This window comes from Dyadobacter sp. 3J3, assembly GCF_009801115.1.
Classification (GTDB): domain Bacteria; phylum Bacteroidota; class Bacteroidia; order Cytophagales; family Spirosomataceae; genus Dyadobacter.
In genome coordinates this window covers 170300-190033 of record NZ_VTOL01000005.1, presented here as the reverse complement: position 1 = coordinate 190033, position 19734 = coordinate 170300, and the positions used below count along the sequence as shown (strand labels likewise).

Sequence of the window (19734 nt, the reverse complement as noted above, 5' to 3'; positions counted from 1 at the left end):
TGCTTCCGGTTTTTTTTGCTATTTACCATGATCCTTTATAAAATAATTCTACATTTCCCTTCAACCTTTGTTTTCCTTCCTCTAATCAAATATCTTCGGAACTTTGTTTTGACAATAATTACAAATTGTTAGATAATATTGCTTAAACCTCCTCAGTAACCCACTTTATTAATTACGTTTCATGTCCGAATTTCAAGCTTATTTTCAATTAGGTTTTGATCATATAACAGATTCCAATGGCTATGACCATATACTTTTTATCGTTGCACTTTGTACTGTTTACACATTAGTGGACTGGAAAAAAGTAATCATTTTGGTTACCGCTTTCACCATAGGGCATTCCATCACACTTGCATTGGCAACTATGGGCATGATCTCGATCCGTCCTGATGTCATCGAATTATTGATCCCATTCACGATTCTCATTACAGCAATCCTTAACTTTTTTCACAAAACCCCTAAAACTTCCTATGCAAAAGAACAATCATACAACGCACGTTATCCGCTTGCTTTGACCTTCGGACTTATTCATGGCCTTGGTTTTTCCAATTATCTTCGGGCATTACTCGGCAAAGAAGCTGATATCCTGAATCCGTTACTGGGTTTTAACGTCGGACTGGAAATTGGACAGCTGCTCATTGTCCTAATTGTACTGTCGATCGCTTTTGTCATGATTGAATTGTTCCGCCTGTCCAAGCTAAAATGGAATGATATTCTTTCCGGTATCATCGTCGGAATGGCGCTGTCGCTCATACTAAACAACTTGCTTTTTAAAGAAATCATGGGATTATCCGTAAATTAATCACGCAATTATTAAATAACACTCCAATTACCTATGAAACAACTGTTTTTACCCTTTTTACTGCTGCTATCTTTGGCCGTGAACGCCCAGCAGTTTCCAACTTCCCCTAATTATAAAGCGAATGATCGTTTCGAACAATTGGGGACTGTTTTGCCAACACCCAATACGTATCGTACCGCTTCCGGTGCACCAGGTAAAGAGTACTGGCAAATGCGTGCCGATTATGATATTAAAGTAGAACTGGATGACGAGAAACGCCGTATCATCGGTTCTGAATCCATTACTTTTTACAACAATTCTCCGGATGAACTAAAATACATCTGGTTACAATTGGAGCAGAATTTGTTCAAAAAAGATGGCATTGGTGCTACAAGCCGTACAGGCAGTATCAACGAAAAAGGAATGAGCACAGGCCAGCTTCAGAATCTGAACAACGGCCGCGGTTCTTCACTTGATCCAAAAGTTGAATACGGTTATGAAATTCAGAAAGTGAAAGACAAAACTGGAAACGCGCTTCCTTTCACGATCAACAATACGATGATGCGTATTGACTTGCCAACGCCGTTGAAGCCGGGTGCGAGCATCGTATTTGGTGTTGAATGGGCTTATAATATTACTGAATATTACGGTCGCAGCGGATATGAGTTTTTCCCAAAAGATGGCAATTCCAATTATTTTATCGCTCACTGGTTCCCACGTTTGGCACCTTATGATGACGTAAATGGATGGAATCACAAACAGTTTTTGGGACAAGGAGAATTTGCCTTGATCTTTGGTAATTATAAAGTTGCCATCACAACACCGGCAGATCATATTGTTGCTGCATCAGGTGAATGTCAAAACTATGCTACCGTTTTGACGGCTACGCAGAAACAGCGTTTAAAACAAGCTGAAACTTCTAAAACACCGGTAATTATTGTTACACAAGCAGAAGCTGAAAAAGCTGAGAAACGCGAAAATAAATCGGTTGGAAAGAAAACCTGGATTTATAAAGCGGATAACGTTCGTGATTTTGCATTTTCAAGCAGCCGTAAATTTATCTGGGATGCAATGCAAAGTGATGTTTACAAAAACGGAAAGAAAATCTGGTGTATGTCCTTTTATCCAAAAGAAGGAAATCCGCTTTGGGAACAATATTCGACCCGTGCCGTTGCGCATACTTTGAAATCTTACGGAAACCGTACGTTTGAATATCCATATCCTGTCGCAATTTCTTGCCATTCAACGTCAGGTGGTGGTATGGAATATCCGATGATCAGCTTTAATGGCGGACGTCCGGAAGAAGACGGAACATACAGCGAGCAAACGAAATATGGTATGATCGGTGTGATTATCCATGAGGTTGGTCACAACTTTTTCCCGATGATCGTGAATACAGATGAGCGTCAATGGGCTTGGATGGATGAAGGTTTAAATACTTTTTGCCAATATCTTGCTGAAAAAGAATGGGACTTCAATTATCCTTCACGCCGTGGCGAACCTATGTTTATTACGGATTATATGTCGTCTGACAAATCTGTTTTATCTCCTATCATGTCGTCGGCTGAAAATGTTATCGGTCTTGGGCCAAATGCTTATGCAAAACCTGCAACAGCTTTGAACATCCTGCGTGAAACAGTAATGGGCAGAGAACAATTTGACCACGCATTTAAAGAATACGCGACGCGCTGGAGATTCAAAAGCCCGACACCTTCTGATTTTTTCCGTACCATGGAAGATGCTTCCGGTGTGGATCTTGACTGGTTCTGGAAAGGCTGGTTTTATGGTGTAGAACCTGTTGACCAGGATTTAGTAAGTGTAAACTGGTTTAGTATCGATACGCAGAATCCGGTGATTGAAAAGGAAATTGCGCGTAAAGATGCTGCTGCGAAAGCAAAAACAATCAGTAAAATCCGCGATGCTGCCGACAAATCCAAAACGGTAGTAGCACAAGATTCTACGATGGCTGATTTTTACAATTCTTACGATCCATATAAAGTAACAGATTCGGACAAACAGAAATATGAGCAATATCTGGCAACTTTGTCACCGGGCGAAAAAGAACTTGTTCAGAAAAACACCAATTTCTATACGCTTTCGATCAAAAATAAAGGCGGATTACCAATGCCGGTTATTGTGAAAATGGGCTTTGAAGATGGTACAGATTCTTTGGTAACATTCCCGGCCGAAATCTGGCGTTTCAATGATCAGCAGATTTCAAAAGTACTTTCTACTTCCAAAAAAGTGGTTCAGTGGACTTTGGATCCTTATTATCAAATTGCTGATATCGACACAGAAAATAACTCGTATCCAAGAGTAGCAAAACCAACACGTTTCCAGATTTTCAAACAATCACAAATGCGTCGTCAGCCAAATCCTATGCAACAGCAAGGTGCGGGCGCAGGAAAAGTTGGCGGAGAACCTAAGAATTAGAGAACTTGTTACAGTAATCTGATAGAAAAAATCCCTTTTCGTACTGATCATACGGAGAGGGATTTTTTCATTTAATTTCGAAGTTATTAGTAATTTATTCATTTCAAAATGGTAAAATACTACAAAAATATCCTAACAATACTGGTCTGATGTGCGATATTTCGGGTATAAGAATTAGTGCAATGCTGTGTTTGACAAAAGATATCTGTCCGGGATAAAATATTTTTTATGAGGTCACTGTAATTGAAATTTATTCTTTTAAATAAAACATATGAACATTGTCATTTTAGACGGTTACACATTAAATCCCGGTGACCTGGATTGGGCACCAATTTCCAAACTTGGAAATACGACCATTTATGATCGTTCTTCATCAGAAGAAATTATTGAAAGAGCCAAAGATGCCGATGTCGTTTTAGTAAATAAAGTAGTGCTTAATGACACATTATTAAGTCAGCTACCAAAACTGAAATACATAGGCGTTTGTGCAACGGGTTATAACAACATTGATACCGTTTCAACAAAAAAACACGGCATCACCGTTACTAATGTGAAAGCCTACGGCCCGGCTTCGGTGGCCCAGCATACTTTTGCTTTGCTCCTGGCTTTGGTCAACAGAATTGAAACGCATAGCCAAAGTGTTTTCCATGGCGACTGGTCGGCTTCTGCTGATTTTGCTTATTGGAAAACTCCGCTTGTTGAGCTTTCCGGAAAAACGATGGGATTGATTGGACTTGGAGATATTGGCTCTCAGGTTGCAGGAATAGCACTTGCTTTTGGTATGAAGGTCATTGCCTTTCGTAAAAACCCCGGACAAACCGATAATCCTGCTATCCGAATGGTTTCTCTGGAAGAACTTTTTAAAGAAAGTGATGTGATCAGTCTGCATTGTCCGCTTACGGAGGAGACAAAAAACATCATTAACAAAAATAGTTTGTCGATGATGAAACCGAATTCCTATTTACTCAATACCGGTCGCGGACCTCTTATCAACGAAGAAGATCTTGCAGAAGCACTGGCAAATAAAACAATTGCAGGAGCCGGACTGGATGTACTTTCTTCTGAACCTCCGGTTTCAACCAATCCATTATTATCAGCACCGAATTGTGTAATAACCCCACATATCGCCTGGGCTTCTTTTGAATCAAGAGGAAGATTGCTTCAGATGGTTGCGGATAACCTGCGTTCATTTAGTCAAGGAAATTTAATCAATACCGTTGGATAACTAAAAAGATTATTTTTTTTATATACAACTGATGATTGGTAATTTAGAATACAAAAAATAAATATCAAAGACATTGGCTTTTACGGAGTATAACCTTTTTCTCTTTTAGAAACTGGCTGAATTTTTTTAATAATCCAATACATTTACCCTGCACACCTGAGGTGACATGAAATCAAAATCTACTTTCGAAACACAAGTTCCTTGTTTATGCCGGACTGGATATCTGATTGTGTTCTTTTTCATTTCCAGCTTTTCCTTTTCTCAGCCTATCACCTCCATTACCCAATCCAATATTCCGATTATCATTATTGATCCGGGAAATGTTGAGATTCCTAATGATCCCAAGATTGAGGCGAGTTTTAAAATTATTGCACCGGATATTGAAGGATTTTACAGTTACAACAGGCCTTCCTTCACAAATACCTATCAGTATGAGGGCAAAATCGGTATCGAGATCAGAGGCAATACTTCAACCGAGTGGCCTAAAAAATCTTATGGTTTTGAAACCCATGATGCTGTAGGAGCTACCATCGATGTTTCCCTGTTTGGCATGCCTGCTGAATCTGACTGGGTTTTGAATGCTTGTTACGGCGACAAATCATTTATCCGTGAAGTTCTGGCTCAGCAAATGTTCAGACAAACCGGACGTTATGCACCACGTACGCAATATGTTGAGGTATTTTTACAGACAAGCGGAGCTATGACTTATATGGGCGTTTATATTTTCATGGAAAAGGTAAAGCGTGGTACTGATCGTATTAGTATGAAAAAACTGGCTGAAACCGATTCGGATCCAGCCAAGATAACAGGAGGATTTCTGTTACAGGTTGGGGAAGATGAACCGGAAAAATGGACTTCCAATATCTCTCCGAATAACGACCCTAACAATCCTAAGCCGATTTACCACGTTGAGTATCCCAAGCTGGAAAAATACACTAATCTTACCAATAAAGCACTGCAATTCAATTATATAAAAGGTTTTGTAACTGACTTTGAAACGGCTGTTAATGGCTCAAATTTCAAGGACGCGACTGTGGGGTATAGAAAATATCTGGACCTTGATTCCATGGTTGATTATCTGCTTCTTCAGGAATTTACCAAAAACTCGGATAACTGGCGCGCCAGCACATTTTTCTACAAAAAAAGAAATGACGAAGGAGGATTATTAAATATGGGTGCTCCCTGGGACTTTGACAAATCCATGGGCAATCAGCAATGGTGTTATGAACTCAGCGTTTTACCCACAGGTTCCTGGGCCTGGAAATTTAACACGTATTGCCCGGGAAGGCCTCCGCTTACCGTTTCCTGGCCGGAAAAGATACTGAACGACTGTTACTTCGTTCAAAAACTGGTGACCCGATACAAACAGTTGCGCCTTACCGTATGGAGTTATGCCAATGTACAAAGTTTTGTTGAAGCTCAAAGTCAGTTACTAATGAGTAAAAATGCCATAAATAGAAATTTCACCAAATGGCAAACACTTGAAACGGGTATTATGTTTAACGAACATTATACGCTTGCGGGCAACACACCACAGAAAGAGGTTGATTATTTAAAAATCTGGCTTCTGCGGCATCTGGCCTGGATGGATACAAATATTGCAACGATCACTACAACGGATTGTTCAACAGCTTTACCTGTTACCTATAAGAATTTTCAGGCAAACAAGGAAGGCGGCAATGTTGTAATTTCGTGGATGACAACTTCGGAAAGCAATAACAGCCGTTTTGAAATACAGCGAAGTAAAGATGGTATTCTGTTTTCAAAAATTGGAATGGTTGAAGGACGCGGCGAATCAGACAATGAAGTTAAATATCAGTTTGCTGATTCGAACCCAATAGTAGGACTTAATTACTATCGCCTGAACCAGATTGATCTGGATGGCAGCGAAGAATTGACGAGAACGATAGGAGTGAATTTTGAAATACCTTCGACCTCCCCCTATTTATATCCAAATCCGGCTACAAATGAAATCAATTTAAAGGATCTAACACCGGGATCTTTGATAACGATTATGGATGGAAATGGCAGGGTTTTGATCAAAACAACTGCTAACGATCCTGAATTGAATGTATCCGTGAAAAACTTATCAAATCAGGTGTATTATCTGACGATTGACGATAAAAAGAAAGTCAAGTCATTCACTTTTATTATCAATAATTAGTCAATAACCTTCTTTTTAATGCTGCGTCCGCAAGGCAGTGTGATGATAAATTCAGAACCGAAACCCTCTTTGCTATTGACTGTAATACTGCCATTATGTTTGTCAAGAATCTTTTTTGTTATAGCCAGTCCAATTCCTGAGCCTTCATATTTATCTTTGGTATTGAGACGTTGAAATAGGGAGAATATTTTTTCTCCATATTTCTCGTCAAATCCGATTCCATTATCTGAAACTGAGATACAACAATTTTTCTCAGCAAAATCGGTATCCTTTCTGATAGATTTTATTTTGATAACCGGCGTTTCATTTGGCTTACAAAATTTGAGTGCGTTTCCAATTAAATTTTGAAAGACCTGTCTGATTTGTCCCGGGTTAACTTCAATTTCCGGAAGTTTATCAATTTCAAATTTTGCCTTTTTTTCCTGTATCAGAAGTTCCAGATCATCCTGAACTTCCTGAATAATTTGATTAATGTTTGTGCGTTCAAATTGATTATTATTGACAGATAATCCCGAATAACTCAGGATATCAATAATCATCGTCTTCATACGACCGGAGGAAGCAATGATCTTTTCAAGGTATTGCAGGCTTTCTTCCGGCAGTTCATTTAAATGTCTGCTTTTCAATAACCCTGAAAAGATTAATATTTTGCGCAAAGGTTCCTGCAAATCGTGAGAAGCCACAGAAGCAAACTGCTGCAAATCATGATTACTCATTTCGAGGGCAAAATTTGTCTTCTCAAGCCTTTCATTATTCAATTTCAAAAGTCTTTGAATTTCCTTTTGATAAGTCAGATCGGTAATGATGATACTTAACGATACGCCTTCATCCAATTGAAGTGTTGTCACAGAAAGCTGGCATGGGATCAGACTTTCGTGACTCGTAATAGAAATCTCAAATTTCCCATCCTGCTTCCAGCCTTTCTGAAAAATTTCCTTATAGACATCCAGACAGTTTACAGCAATAAATTTTTTGAATGACATTCCAATTACTTTGGAAAGAGGCAGGTTCACGATGGAAGCAAACATAGAATTACAGTATAAGATAATCCCGTCCTCATTCAAGGTAACAGCGCCTTCATTCATTTTTTCAATAAAAACGCGATACGTCTGATCTGCCGTTTTTAGTGTGTACAACTCGTGCCCATTCTTGCCTTTAACAACCAGTGCATCAATTTGGCCTGAACGTATTGCATGAATAATCTCGGTAGCCTCCTCTAATTGCCAGCGTAAGCTATCGTTTTCTTTTACGAGCTGATCGTAAGGTTTTACTGAATTCATTAATTATTAAGATGAAAGTCCCAATTCTTTAAGCACCCTGTCGGTATCCGACATATCACCCATAAATCTTCTTTCAGGAAGTGGGAAGTTTTTTATCAATAACGGCAGTGCGATAATCTGCTCTTTTTCAGCAATGTCCTTTTGCTGATAAACATCTATTATTTCCAGAGAATAATTGTCAGTAAGGTATTTTTCGCATATTTCTTTGATATTACTGATTGCCCTTACCGAATTGCTCGAAGCGCCAGTAACAAATAAGCGTAAGACAAACCGCTCACTTTCGATAGCGGTTTTAGCACCGGATGTATTTGGCAGTTCGTTCATCCGAGTTTTTTTGCAGGGCGAATATTCAATCCAACCAAAACCTTTTCCTCATTGGACAGGTCTCCAATGATCTTTCTGATTGGCTCCGGAACTTTCTTCACAAGTGTAGGGATGGCAAGGATCTGATCGCCCTCTGCAAGCTGAGGCTGTACCAACAGGTCAATGACCTCAATAATATATTTATCCTTTAAGTGCTCTTCGCAATATCTTTTCAGATTACTAAGCGCGGTGACAGACTTTATCGTTTTACCTGCGACATATAGCCTTAATTCCCAAATTTCTTCATTTAATTCCATGGCTTCCATATTGATCGGCTGGTTTACTTTCTATTCCCCACTATGTCTGTTTCGGGTAAGTTGCTCCCTGTTTTGATCGACTACGCTTTTTCTGAGTTGGTCCTCAATGTAACTTTTGTTTAGCTCATCCTGAACGGAATCAAATTCCTCCTTAAGACTTGCAATTTTTGATTCCAAAACCTTTCTCTTCCGATTGATTTCCATATCTTTTCTCGTAATAGCATGGTCTTTCAGCACATCGCTTGTAACCTCCTGCAATCGCTGTGCTTCTCTGGCAGATCCGGTGAGTACACCTTCCGGCCCCAAATAAACATCTACAAGATTTAATCCTTCGTCCGAAATCACAAATTCGCGTACCTGATTAGAATGCTTCATCCCTCTGGATTTCATTACATACATACCACGGTTGCGCTCACCGTTAAACTCTATATCCCTTACAAGAAGCCAGGCATCAACCAGTGAAGAAACGCCTTCATCTGTCTGTTCGTTGACAATATTGTTTAAAGTAAGCGCTGTAAACATGACCGTAATCTGCTCTGATTGTAAAAAATCAATTAAACGGATCAGCATTGTTTTGACCTCACTTACGGAACCAACAGTGATTAAATTAGTAATTGGGTCAAGAATAACCGTTTGGGGCTTAAATTCCTCAACTAATTTATGTATGGAAACAAGGTGCATTTCGAGCCCGTTTAACGTCGGTCTTGAAGCATGAAATTTCAACAAACCGCTATCAATATGCTGCTGCAATGTTACTCCAATCGATAACATATTTCGAATGATCTGCTTAGGAGATTCCTCGAAAGCAAAATATATACAGCGCCCGCCACGGTTACAGGTTTCGTTTGCAAAATAACCTGCTATACTTGTTTTCCCGGTTCCCGCAGTACCAGAAACAAGCACGCTGCTACCCTTAAAAAAACCTTGTCCCCCCAACATTCTGTCCAAGGAAGGAATACCGGATGAAACCCGCACAGTGGAAACTTCATGATCCAATGTGAGAGCAGTAACAGGCAGGACAGAAATACCATCTTTATCAATCAAAAATGGATATTCATTTGTCCCATGATAGGATCCACGATATTTAACAATTCGTAAAAGTCTTGTAGAAATCTGATTTGCAACACGATGATCCAGAAGAATCACACAATCCGAGACATATTCCTCCAATCCGTGGCGGGTAAAAGTACCATCGCCTTTTTCTCCGGTAATAATCGTGGTTACATTTTTATCTTTCAACCATTGAAAAAGTCGCCGCAATTCTGCTCTGATAATAGCCTGATTACTAAGGCTTGCAAAAAGATTCTCGATGGTATCCAATACAACTCTCTTGGCTCCGATACTGTCAATGGCATGTCCAAGTCGTATAAAAATCCCGTCCAGATCATATTCACCCGTTTCCTCGATTTCACTTCTTTCAATGTATACATGATCCAGTTTAATCATTTTATCAGCCTGGAGTTGTTCAAGATCAAAACCTAAGGAAGCAACATTCACAGTGAGCTCCTCTGCTTTTTCCTCAAAAGCCATAAATACACCAGGCTCATTAAATTCAAGCGCTCCGCGAACAATAAATTCCATGGCAAATAAAGTTTTACCACATCCTGCACCACCGCAGATCAAAGTAGGCCTTCCCAGCGGTAAACCTCCATCGGTTATCTTGTCCAGGCCAAGAATCCCCGTTGGCGATTTGGGTAATAACTTCACAGTTCTATTTAGGTTATGACGTGGTTCTGAACTCATGGAAATCAAAATTTCTACTACGAAAAAGGCTTATGATTTTTCAAATAATTTAACTTTTTGGGTGTCAAGCAATAAGTATGCCAGGAAGAATATAAAAGCTGATATTCATGATTTTACATGATTCAGCGAGCTGAGAAGATGATTTTGTCTTTAAAAAATCTGAGAAGTTTCAACTATTAATTTAGGGGAATTAATAGAATACGCCAATGACCGAAGATGTTAACACACTATTGTCTTTAACCATTAAATGATAAATTTACTGATTGCTCTGTTTGATCGGAGCGTACCGGAATATTCTATCATGAACCACGCCATATGTCGATTGTAAAACTTCTATTTCAAAAGAAAAGTTATTGAGACGGATATCTGACAACAGAAAAGGAAAGCTATTATATATTGAAGTAAAAAGTCGTTATGAACCAATAGTTAAATAAATCTATACCTCCATTTCCGGCATCTGCTTTGCCATTTTAGTATTTATTGTAATATATCTAATCTGCCTGACTTTAGTAAGCTACCCGGAAGCATGGCTATGTTCCAGGAAGAGGGTCCTTGCATTTATATCCAAGATTTCCATTACCCATCAGATCCTCAAAACCAGCCGGACAAACAATTCTGTAATCATCCACCCCATCCCACGCACAACACAGAATGCGGCTCTTTTCCAAATTATCCAAAAACAGGAACTTTTACCGCCTGATAATCTGTCTAGTTCTTAAACGAATCAGAAAGACATTTTATGAAGAAAATAGGATTTTTATCGTTCGGGCATTGGTCTGACCATCCGGCTTATAAGGCCCAGACAGCCAGTGACACCTTGCTGCAATCCATTGATTTGGCTGTTGCTGCCGAAGAGATTGGTTTGGATGGCGCTTATTTTCGTGTTCATCACTTTGCATCTCAATTAGCCTCGCCTTTTCCGCTGCTGGCAGCCGTTGGTGCCAAAACAAGCAAAATAGAGATAGGAACTGGTGTGATTGATATGCGTTATGAAAATCCACTGTATATGGTGGAAGATGCCAGCGCCGCGGACTTAATTTCCGAAGGCCGATTGCAATTGGGGGTTAGCAGAGGTTCGCCGGAACAGGTGATTGACGGTTGGCGTTATTTTGGATACGAACCGGCTGAGGGAGAAACCGAAGCGGATATGGGGCGCCGCAAAGCACTGGAATTCCTGGAAAGACTAAAAGGTAAAGGATTTGCGCAGCCAAATCCATACCCAATGTTTCCAAACCCTCCGGGATTACTGCGTTTGGAACCTTACTCAGAAGGATTAAGAGAACGTATCTGGTGGGGAGCCGCTTCTAATGCTACTGCTGTTTGGGCAGCCGAAAACGGAATGTACCTTCAGAGTTCTACCTTGAAATACGATGAAGGCGGTAAACCTTTTCATGTGCAGCAGGCCGAGCAGATCAGGTTATACAAAGAAGCTTGGAAGAAAGCGGGACACGAGCGCGCACCAAGGGTTTCGGTTAGTAGGTCTATTTTCGCATTGGTAAACGATCAGGACCGGTATTACTTTGGTCAGGAATCCGATCGTCGAGATAAAATCGGAATGATTGAACAGGACAAACGTGCGATTTTCGGCAGAAGTTATGCCGCGGAACCAGATCAACTCATCAAAGAACTGGCACAGGACGAAGCTATTCAGGAAGCGGATACTGTACTTTTGACCATACCCAATACACTGGGAGTTGATTACAACGTACATGTGCTCTCTTCTATTTTAGAACATGTGGCACCTGGACTGGGGTGGCGTTAACTTTTGGAACTTACGTCGATTAAGAGAAAAGAACACTGGCTCAGTATACTTTCGCGTGGCAGAACCTAATAAAACATCCATATAACGGAATTAATAAACAAATGGTGTTTCTAAACAAAGAGGAGAAGGAAATTACCACCAAGCTCTCAGCATTAATAAAAGATGATGAAAAAGTGAGTGGATCAATAAAACTTCTTTGCTGTTTGATCTGATCCGTAACAAACGACATCGAATATCTCATAAAACAGCCTGAAAATACAAACAAAGTGGCCGCCCAAAAATCAGGGGCGGTCATAAAACTGAGCCACCCCTGAACAGGCTGGCCAAAAGCCGCCTAAGTCCAAAATTAAAAAATAACCCAAAAAACACTTGGATCTTAACACAGAACCTTTGCGCTTTTCCAATTCACACCTTGCAAGGTGCGGAAAAATACGATTTTGAGAATAGCGTCCATATTTCTCGTAAAATCATCCATCGATTTTTCGCCGCGTGAGTATTCCGCCAAGCCTTTCCGGAATTCCATCAGTAAATACGTTTTTATGCAATAAAATGCAGTACCGGCATTTTTCAGGAGCTCACAGTAGTCATCGCGCACTGCTGCGTCGGGCGAGACAGCAGTAACAAACGATCGATTCCAAGATCTAACCATCTGGAATGCGGCGTAACTTCAAGAAAGGCGGCATTCGATCCGCAACCAATCGCAAGACTTTGAGTCCTTTTTTTTAAAGGCAAATTCTACAAGTCTTTCAGAAAGCCTGGCGTTTATATTGCTAGACTTGAACCCACTAATTCTGGTACCTCTTCGTCTATGCCTTGGACAGGGAATTAGCAAATCTGTAATACAGGAGGTTTCGACATTACCAATAAAACTTCATTCAAATAAAAAAAAATAACCTGGCAAAAAGCGGGAGTTTCAGATTGAGAAAATACATCTTTGACGCTATCTAATGTTTACTACCGGCATTCAAAGCTGACCACAATATCATTTATCCAACGGTATGGATTTAGGCAAAAATAAACATTATATTGTTTAGATAATAGGCTCATTAGCAAACAATTGACTCTTTGATTAAAGTAGTAAAAATCTTCAAATGAAAGGAAACCTTAAAACAGCATCCATTATTATTTTTGGATTTATTTTATCCTGCACCTCAAAACAGAACAAAGACATTGATAACAATCAATTGCTTGGTGCGGGATTTGGTATAAACAGCGCAACACTTGTGGTTAAAAGCTTAGATAGTGCACGAAAGTATTATACCGACGTTCTTGGATTTGACATGCCTAAGGCTGAAAATTTTGAACAAGGCCTTTATAAAGGCACACTCTCCGCTTTGGTTAATTTTCCGGATCAATCGTACCTGGAGCTTCTTGCAGTAAACGATACGGGGAAGGTAGCCGATACAGATTCTTTCATCACATCTTTTCAAAAGCATAATCAGGGTGTACGCCTGTATTCTGTATCTACCTCCTCAACTGACACAACATTCCGATGGCTTAATACAAAGCAGTTAACAACAGACTCGATTAAGTCGGGCCGGGGTACGAAAAAAAAGCCCGAGGGATGGAGCTTTGACGATGGGGGAGCACAATGGCGCAGTATCGATTTCGATACTATTAATCCGCCGCCTTATCTTCCTAATTTTATGGAATATGTGGACTATCCTTACCGGGAACTGGAAGAAGAATGGAGCCCGGCTGTCTGGCGCAGATATTATGAAAGCAATCCTAATGGTGTAGTGGGAATAACTTCTCTGCTGATTGTCGTGGAGGATTTAAATGCCACCCGCCAAGAATTCAATAAAATCGGCTTTACCGAACTGGAAGTTGGCGAAACATTTGCACGTTTTAAAGTGGCACATAAGCAGGAGTTACATTTAATAACTCCAAAATCTTCCGGAGATGCATTTAGCAGTTTCTTAAAAAAACGTGGACCAGGGGTATATGCTGTGCGATTTGAAGTGAAAAATCTAAAAGATACCCGCGACTTTCTGCACAAGAAGTTGCCTGCGAAGGCTTTGCGGGCCGACACAGCCAACAAAACTTTGACGGTATTTAAGGAATATGCTTATGGTGTACAGCTGGACTTTATTCAGGAGTCGAAACAGCAGGCTGCTTTGGCGAAAATATATGATTTTAAAGATGAAACTAACCTTAGCAGTGCTTCATCGCAGCATGCTTCACTTATTTATGCAAAGTACTGCGCCCTGTGCCACGGCAAAGACCGCGAAGGTTATGCGGCAGATTTTGCGCCGTCATTACGTTCGCATGCATTAATGGCAACTACGCTGAAACCAAAATCAAGCTATAACTACCTTGAACATACCATTTCTTACGGACGGTCAGGCACCGCCATGGCGCCTTATGCAAAGAGTCAGGGTGGTCCGCTTAGTTCGGGTGAAATTGAATTATTGTTAAAATGGCTGCATGAGAAAAGTGGTGTCAAAAAGCCGATCGAAATGTCATCAGAACCAGTAAGGGGCAATGTTGTACAAGGTAAAGGATTGTATGTAAAACATTGTGCGTCATGCCATGGTGTGAAAGGAGAAGGGGTAAAAGCACCGGCTTTGGGGCATCCCATGCTACTTGCTACTGCCAGCGATGCCTTCTTACGATATACCATTACAGAAGGCAGGGATAACACGCCTATGCCACCATTTAAAGACAGCCTGAGCAAAGTGGAAATTAATGCGCTTACGGCATATCTTAGAAGCAGGGCTTCGGGCTGGAATGCCCCCCTAGCAGTTGCAATAACAGAACCGTTGCCAAAAGATTACGTATTAAACCCAACAAAGAAAACACCGAATTTCACCCTGCGGGATAACCTTTATGTGCCTGCCATTCAAGTAGAAAAAGCATTAAAAGAAAATTCCCGGATGATTATTCTTGACGCCCGTTCGAAGGCAGCATGGCACCAGACGCATATTCCGGGATCCGTTCCTGTACCTTACTATGAAGAACCTGGTAAATTTATCAAAGATATACCCAATGACAGTACTATGATTATTGTTTACTGCGCGTGTCCTCATGCGGCATCTTCCAAGGTTGTAAACACACTAAGACGTTTTGGCTATAAACATACTGCCATCCTCGATGAAGGGATCCTGGTATGGGTACAACGAGGTTACCGTGTTGAATATGGGCATAACAACAAGAAAAAGGAATAATGTAAAGATCTCAAGGGCAGTTTTGTACCTGCTTAGAGTAAGTGGAGCAAATTCTTTTCCGACCAACGCCTCCATCTGCTCATTATGATATTGGAAGACTTCGAGGATCGTCCTTTTTTCATTACTCTTTCCAAGCAAAATATTTTTCAATGCTTCGGCTGTGACTTCTTTGTCATCCTCAACGAGCATCTTTTTCGCTTGGTGAACTTTTGCGGTTAGCATGTCCAGATAAGCATTTAGCGTCTTGGAATCTTCTTTTACCCCAGTTGCCCTACCTGCTATGGAATTCCATTGTTTTGTTTCCCAAAGCTCTTTTGTAGACAGTTCTACAATCTTTCCTTCGACCGTGATTCTTAGATAAACATATCTAACAGTCCCCTTTTGATTTTTGGCGGGCTTTAAATAAAAAAGCAGGCCGAAACTCTTTTCCAACATAACACAAGCGTTTAAGATGAATAAATATCGAGCCGCCGCGCTTGTAAAACAAGATGTTTAGCTATTGAACAACTTGTAAATCAATTAATTAAACCCATCTCAGTGAGTCTTTTTTCAAAAATGAGTGAACTACACGAATCACTCACTGAAACATTGAGAATTTTTGCATATTTTGGGATATCCCGGAAAGCAAAAATGCCCGTAAATCATTGATTTACGGGCATTTTGTTGATTTTAAAAACTTCTAAATGGGAGGGAGACGGGTCTCGAACCCGCGACCTCTAGAACCACAATCTAGCGCTCTAACCGACTGAGCTACAACCTCCGTTTGAGGACACAAAATTATGAAAAGGTTTACAGCTTCCAAGACAATTTGGATATTTTTTTTCGAAAACTGTAAACCTTTTTTATTTCCATTCGACTATTTCGCCGCAACATAAAGAGCGTCAGCGGCTTTCCAATCCACTACGTTCCAGTATGCATCGATATAATCAGGACGTTTATTTTGATATTTCAGGTAATATGCGTGTTCCCAAACGTCCAAACCGATAACAGGTGTTCCTTTTGTTTCAGCAATATCCATCAAAGGGTTATCTTGATTTGGTGAAGAAACGATTGCAATTTCACCGTCAGCTTTCACAATAAGCCATGCCCATCCTGAACCAAAACGGCCAATTGAAGCTTTTTTGAACTCGTCTTTGAAGGCAGAGAAAGAACCGAATTTCGCTGTAATCGCTTTTCCTAATTCCCCCGTTGGTTCTCCACCGCCAGATGCAGAAAGTGATTTCCAGAAAAATGTATGGTTCCAGTGCCCACCTCCGTTATTACGCACCGGTGCTGGTGCTTTGCTGATGTTGGCAATTAATTCTTCTATTGTTTTACCTTCCAGTTCAGTTCCTGTTACGGCTGCATTCAAATTTGTAACATATGCCTGATGGTGACGGTCATGATGAATCTCCATTGTAAGCGCGTCGAAATGCGGTTCTAACGCGTTGTTTGCGTATGGTAAGGGATCAAGTGTAAATGCCATTATGAAATAGGTTTATTGGTTATTGAATATGTTTTCTTACTTGGTTAACAGCAGAAAAGTGCTTTATGTTCTTAAACCCTTAAAAAATTTGAGTAACAATGCCTGGGATTCGTCTGCCAAAATCCCCGTTTTCAATTGTGTTTTTGGATGTAAAACATTCACTTCCAGTCTAGAAAAACCTCTTTTTTCGTCCATTGCACCAAATACGACCCGCTTCATTTGTGACCAGTACAATGCTCCGGCACACATCACGCAGGGTTCCAGGGTTACATACAAAGTACAATCCTGAAGATACTTTCCTCCCAGATATTCCGAAGCAGCTGTTATAGCAAGCATTTCAGCATGTGCAGTCACATCTTTAAGGCGTTCGGTCTGATTGTATCCTTTTCCGATTATTCTTTCTCCAATTACAACAATTGCACCAACAGGAATCTCACCTTCCTCGAAAGCGACCTGAGCCATTCTTAAGGCCTCTGCCATGAAATAATTATCCAGGAAATCGGAAGTCATTATCTAATTTATTATGGGTACCAAAACAAAAGCGGGAAGTAATATACTCCCCGCTTTACTTAAAAATATCGGTTAACTAAGGTTTGAGGATTCTCTGTACCGAAGAGTATTTACCATTTTGCACCTTTATCAGATATAATCCGGCCGGTCTTTGAGAAAAATCGACCTCCGTTATTTTCTCGCGTATTGATTTTTTAAACAACGAACGTCCGGTCAAATCCAGGATTTCAACATCTGCTTCTTTCGCCGAGACCGCTGATGTTATTTCGACTGTACACTTTGAATCAACCAGGGTTGGGTAAATTTTTAGCCAGTCGCCGGATACAACAGGTGGCTCTGTTCCCAAAACAGGATCTACCTGAATCCTTGCACCGCCAGCCCCTCTTCCTGATCCACACTGATTTGAAACCTTAGTGATGGTGTAAGTTGTCGTCGTTTTCGGTGTTACCTTCACAATGATCGGGTTAACACTTGTTGACACGAGAGAATCTACTAACCCATTATTTAGACTGAAAGTCCATGGAGCATCCCCTGTTAAATCTACTTTCAGGTTCGCCGTTGCACCCATATAAATCGTAGTTGTACCCGATAAGGTAGCCACAGGTAAAGGATTCACAGTAATCTGTCCTGAACTTACATTTCCTGCCGCGATCAACGTACCATCTTTACCAACATTGGCAATTCGAACGAAATAAACTCCTTTTATTGTTGTATCCGGAATTGTCGCCGTAATTACGTTCCCACTAACAACCGACGGGACTGAAATAAACTTACTCGTTTCATTCACCGTCGAAATTTGCACCTTCATTGTACTACCATCCGGGAAAGAACCGGATTGCTGAAATTGTACCGTAAATGTTTTACCCGCACAAGACTCTGACACCGATGGAACACCAATAGTCAAGGTTGGTATTTGTACCGTTACAATTGCAATTCCATTTATAGTTCCTTTTCCGCAAGCATTAGAAACCTCGGTAACGCTGTAATTTGTAGTTACTGTTGGACTAACAGGAACCGAAAGACTAGCACTGCTTGTCGTAGACGAAATTCCGTTTGATAAAATATAAGTCCAGGGTGCATCACCTGTAAAATTGATCAAAACATTAGCCGTTCCGCCCAGTGGTATAGAAGAATTTCCTGAAATCGTAGCCGAAGGAAGTGGTTTGATGTGGACCTTTATTTCAGCTTTTGCACTTTCGCAGGTATTCGTCCCTGTTTGCGTTACGTAAAAGGAATAATCTTCCACTTTGGCCGTGTATGGAGTCAAAGGTGTTGTACGTGGATTGGTATCGTCTATTGTCAAATACCATTTTAGATTTGTTCCAGAGGCTGCTAGTGCAGTTGCTGTTGCATTCTGACAATAGGCTACTGATGGTGTCGCTACTGCTGGCTTGGGGGTTACGTTTATTTTAACCGCAACACTTGCTCTCGTACTTGTACAACCATTAACTGTCTGATCAACATAATATGATGTAGTTCCTTCCGTGGCAGTGGATGGTATAATTGACGAAATTCCCGTTCCACCAGTGGCTGCCGTATACCAAAGAACAGATCCAGTTGTTCCTGTAGCTGTTAACGCAGTAGCCTGCACAGATTGACAATATTCTATCGTTGGGTTAGCAATTGTAGGAGCCGCAGGCAAAGGTTTGATTGTCACATCAAGTTTTGCTCTGGGACCTTCACAGCCATTTACTGTTTGGCTTACGTAGTATGAGGTTGTTGCAGATGTCTCAGGTATTGGGTTTGTCGATGAAGCGGTTCCACCGGTTGCATTTGTTCCATACCAGTTTAAAACTCCGCCGTTAGATGGTATCCCGATCAACGAAACTGCCTTGGCATCTTTACAATAACTCACCGCAGTTATTCCAGGTGCCGCAGGAGGAGCCACCACGGTTACAGTAATGGTTGCTTTAAGACTTTCGCAACTTCTTGAATTAGTTTGTGTAACATAAAAAACTTGGGGCCCGACAGTAGTGCTAGATGGAACCGGTGCCGTCGTTGAGCTAGTTCCATCAGTTTTATACCATAAATAATTTATACCTCCCGGTGTAATCGCATCTGTTAAAATTTGTGAGGTCAGCACTGCGCCTTGACAAACTGGATTTGGATTAGTTATTATCGGAGTTGGAGAAATAGCATTTACATTTATAGAAATAGGTGCTTTGGGACTTTCACAACCATTGATAGTTTGTGTAACGTAAAACGAAGGTGTTGAAGCATTGTGAGCATCTGTCGTACCGGGAGTAGGTGCACCAGTAAGAAGTGTAACTCCATCTCCACCATACCATTTCAAATTACTTCCCTGTGCGGTCAATTGTGCAGCTTTTGCACCCACACAATATGAAAAGTAATCTTGGGTGATTGGAGCGGCAGGCGGAATACAAGCCGTAACATTTACAACTATCGCTGAACGAGGACTTTCACAAGTTCCTACACTTTGGCTTACATAATAAGTTATACTACCAACCGTCGCGGTAGAAACTGTTGGCGCGGTGGCAGATGCTGTTCCGCCTGTTATACTTGTTCCATACCAGTTTAAAGTGGCGCCGGAAATAGCGGTTGCTATTAAAGTTGCAGTCTGACC

At 40.7% G+C, this 19734-nt stretch carries 14 protein-coding genes and 1 tRNA gene; 6 read left to right on the top strand and 9 right to left on the bottom strand.

The window, feature by feature from the left end; genetic code table 11:
* Window positions 1-181 precede the first annotated feature (181 nt).
* From FZF08_RS12725 to FZF08_RS12710, 4 genes are all read left to right on the top strand, one after another.
* Entirely contained in the window at window positions 182-802 is a 621-nt protein-coding gene (locus FZF08_RS12725; RefSeq protein ID WP_159469303.1) for a HupE/UreJ family protein, read from the top strand.
* A 33-nt stretch (window positions 803-835) separates the two neighbouring features.
* Window positions 836-3214: a M1 family metallopeptidase gene (locus tag FZF08_RS12720; protein ID WP_159469301.1), complete on the top strand. Its 2379-nt coding sequence runs from the start codon at window positions 836-838 to the stop codon at window positions 3212-3214.
* Between the two features lie 271 nt (window positions 3215-3485).
* The gene (locus tag FZF08_RS12715; protein WP_159469299.1) at window positions 3486-4439 is read left to right on the top strand and encodes a D-2-hydroxyacid dehydrogenase; all 954 of its coding nucleotides are present in this window, start codon (window positions 3486-3488) and stop codon (window positions 4437-4439) included.
* A 166-nt stretch (window positions 4440-4605) separates the two neighbouring features.
* Window positions 4606-6603 carry a CotH kinase family protein gene (locus FZF08_RS12710; protein ID WP_159469297.1) on the top strand — a complete coding sequence of 666 codons (1998 nt, stop codon included), beginning with the start codon at window positions 4606-4608 and terminating at the stop codon, window positions 6601-6603.
* Here FZF08_RS12710 and FZF08_RS12705 read toward each other — a convergent pair.
* From FZF08_RS12705 to kaiC, 4 genes are read right to left on the bottom strand one after another with little or no spacing between them, the layout of a single operon-like run.
* Complete coding sequence (locus FZF08_RS12705) at window positions 6600-7883, bottom strand: ATP-binding protein (protein WP_159469295.1); 1284 nt, start codon at window positions 7881-7883, stop codon at window positions 6600-6602. The two genes, FZF08_RS12710 and FZF08_RS12705, sit on opposite strands and share 4 nt — an antisense overlap.
* 6 nt (window positions 7884-7889) lie before the next feature.
* On the bottom strand, window positions 7890-8207 hold the full coding sequence (locus tag FZF08_RS12700; RefSeq protein WP_159469293.1) for a circadian clock KaiB family protein: 318 nt from the start codon (window positions 8205-8207) through the stop codon (window positions 7890-7892).
* Window positions 8204-8503 (bottom strand): circadian clock KaiB family protein, encoded by a 300-nt coding sequence (locus FZF08_RS12695; RefSeq protein WP_159469744.1) that lies wholly within the window; start codon window positions 8501-8503, stop codon window positions 8204-8206. Before FZF08_RS12695 ends, FZF08_RS12700 begins: the two co-directional genes overlap by 4 nt.
* A gap of 30 nt (window positions 8504-8533) precedes the next feature.
* Window positions 8534-10246, bottom strand: a complete 1713-nt coding sequence (gene kaiC, locus FZF08_RS12690) for a circadian clock protein KaiC (RefSeq protein ID WP_159469292.1) — start codon at window positions 10244-10246, stop codon at window positions 8534-8536.
* 739 nt (window positions 10247-10985) lie between these two features.
* On the opposite strand from kaiC, the gene FZF08_RS12685 reads away from it, so the two are divergent.
* Window positions 10986-12008, top strand: coding sequence for an LLM class flavin-dependent oxidoreductase (locus FZF08_RS12685; protein ID WP_159469290.1), 1023 nt, complete (start codon window positions 10986-10988; stop codon window positions 12006-12008).
* A gap of 1091 nt (window positions 12009-13099) precedes the next feature.
* Window positions 13100-15175 (top strand): c-type cytochrome, encoded by a 2076-nt coding sequence (locus tag FZF08_RS12680; protein WP_159469288.1) that lies wholly within the window; start codon window positions 13100-13102, stop codon window positions 15173-15175.
* On the opposite strand, the gene FZF08_RS12675 is transcribed toward FZF08_RS12680, so the two are convergent.
* The 5 genes from FZF08_RS12675 to FZF08_RS12655 all read right to left on the bottom strand — a co-directional run.
* Window positions 15065-15610, bottom strand: a complete 546-nt coding sequence (locus FZF08_RS12675) for an Arm DNA-binding domain-containing protein (protein ID WP_229216511.1) — start codon at window positions 15608-15610, stop codon at window positions 15065-15067. The genes FZF08_RS12680 and FZF08_RS12675 overlap by 111 nt on opposite strands.
* A 250-nt stretch (window positions 15611-15860) precedes the next feature.
* A tRNA-His gene (locus FZF08_RS12670) sits at window positions 15861-15936 on the bottom strand.
* Between the two features lie 95 nt (window positions 15937-16031).
* Window positions 16032-16640: a superoxide dismutase gene (locus FZF08_RS12665; RefSeq protein ID WP_137342401.1), complete on the bottom strand. Its 609-nt coding sequence runs from the start codon at window positions 16638-16640 to the stop codon at window positions 16032-16034.
* 63 nt (window positions 16641-16703) lie between these two features.
* The gene (locus tag FZF08_RS12660; protein WP_159469286.1) at window positions 16704-17150 is read right to left on the bottom strand and encodes a nucleoside deaminase; all 447 of its coding nucleotides are present in this window, start codon (window positions 17148-17150) and stop codon (window positions 16704-16706) included.
* Window positions 17151-17226: 76 nt separating this feature from the next.
* Window positions 17227-19734 (bottom strand): T9SS type A sorting domain-containing protein (locus FZF08_RS12655; RefSeq protein ID WP_159469284.1); only part of this gene is annotated, 2508 nt, incomplete at its 5' end.

Bases quoted from the DNA above. Each gene is read 5' to 3' on its own strand.
- FZF08_RS12725 (WP_159469303.1), top strand. From the start codon at position 182: ATGTCCGAATTTCAAGCTTATTTTCAATTAGGTTTTGATCATATAACA.
- FZF08_RS12720 (WP_159469301.1), top strand. From the start codon at position 836: ATGAAACAACTGTTTTTACCCTTTTTACTGCTGCTATCTTTGGCCGTG.
- FZF08_RS12715 (WP_159469299.1), top strand. From the start codon at position 3,486: ATGAACATTGTCATTTTAGACGGTTACACATTAAATCCCGGTGACCTG.
- FZF08_RS12710 (WP_159469297.1), top strand. From the start codon at position 4,606: ATGAAATCAAAATCTACTTTCGAAACACAAGTTCCTTGTTTATGCCGG.
- FZF08_RS12705 (WP_159469295.1), bottom strand. From the start codon at position 7,883: ATGAATTCAGTAAAACCTTACGATCAGCTCGTAAAAGAAAACGATAGC.
- FZF08_RS12700 (WP_159469293.1), bottom strand. From the start codon at position 8,207: ATGAACGAACTGCCAAATACATCCGGTGCTAAAACCGCTATCGAAAGT.
- FZF08_RS12695 (WP_159469744.1), bottom strand. From the start codon at position 8,503: ATGGAATTAAATGAAGAAATTTGGGAATTAAGGCTATATGTCGCAGGT.
- kaiC (WP_159469292.1), bottom strand. From the start codon at position 10,246: ATGAGTTCAGAACCACGTCATAACCTAAATAGAACTGTGAAGTTATTA.
- FZF08_RS12685 (WP_159469290.1), top strand. From the start codon at position 10,986: ATGAAGAAAATAGGATTTTTATCGTTCGGGCATTGGTCTGACCATCCG.
- FZF08_RS12680 (WP_159469288.1), top strand. From the start codon at position 13,100: ATGAAAGGAAACCTTAAAACAGCATCCATTATTATTTTTGGATTTATT.
- FZF08_RS12675 (WP_229216511.1), bottom strand. From the start codon at position 15,610: ATGTTGGAAAAGAGTTTCGGCCTGCTTTTTTATTTAAAGCCCGCCAAA.
- FZF08_RS12665 (WP_137342401.1), bottom strand. From the start codon at position 16,640: ATGGCATTTACACTTGATCCCTTACCATACGCAAACAACGCGTTAGAA.
- FZF08_RS12660 (WP_159469286.1), bottom strand. From the start codon at position 17,150: ATGACTTCCGATTTCCTGGATAATTATTTCATGGCAGAGGCCTTAAGA.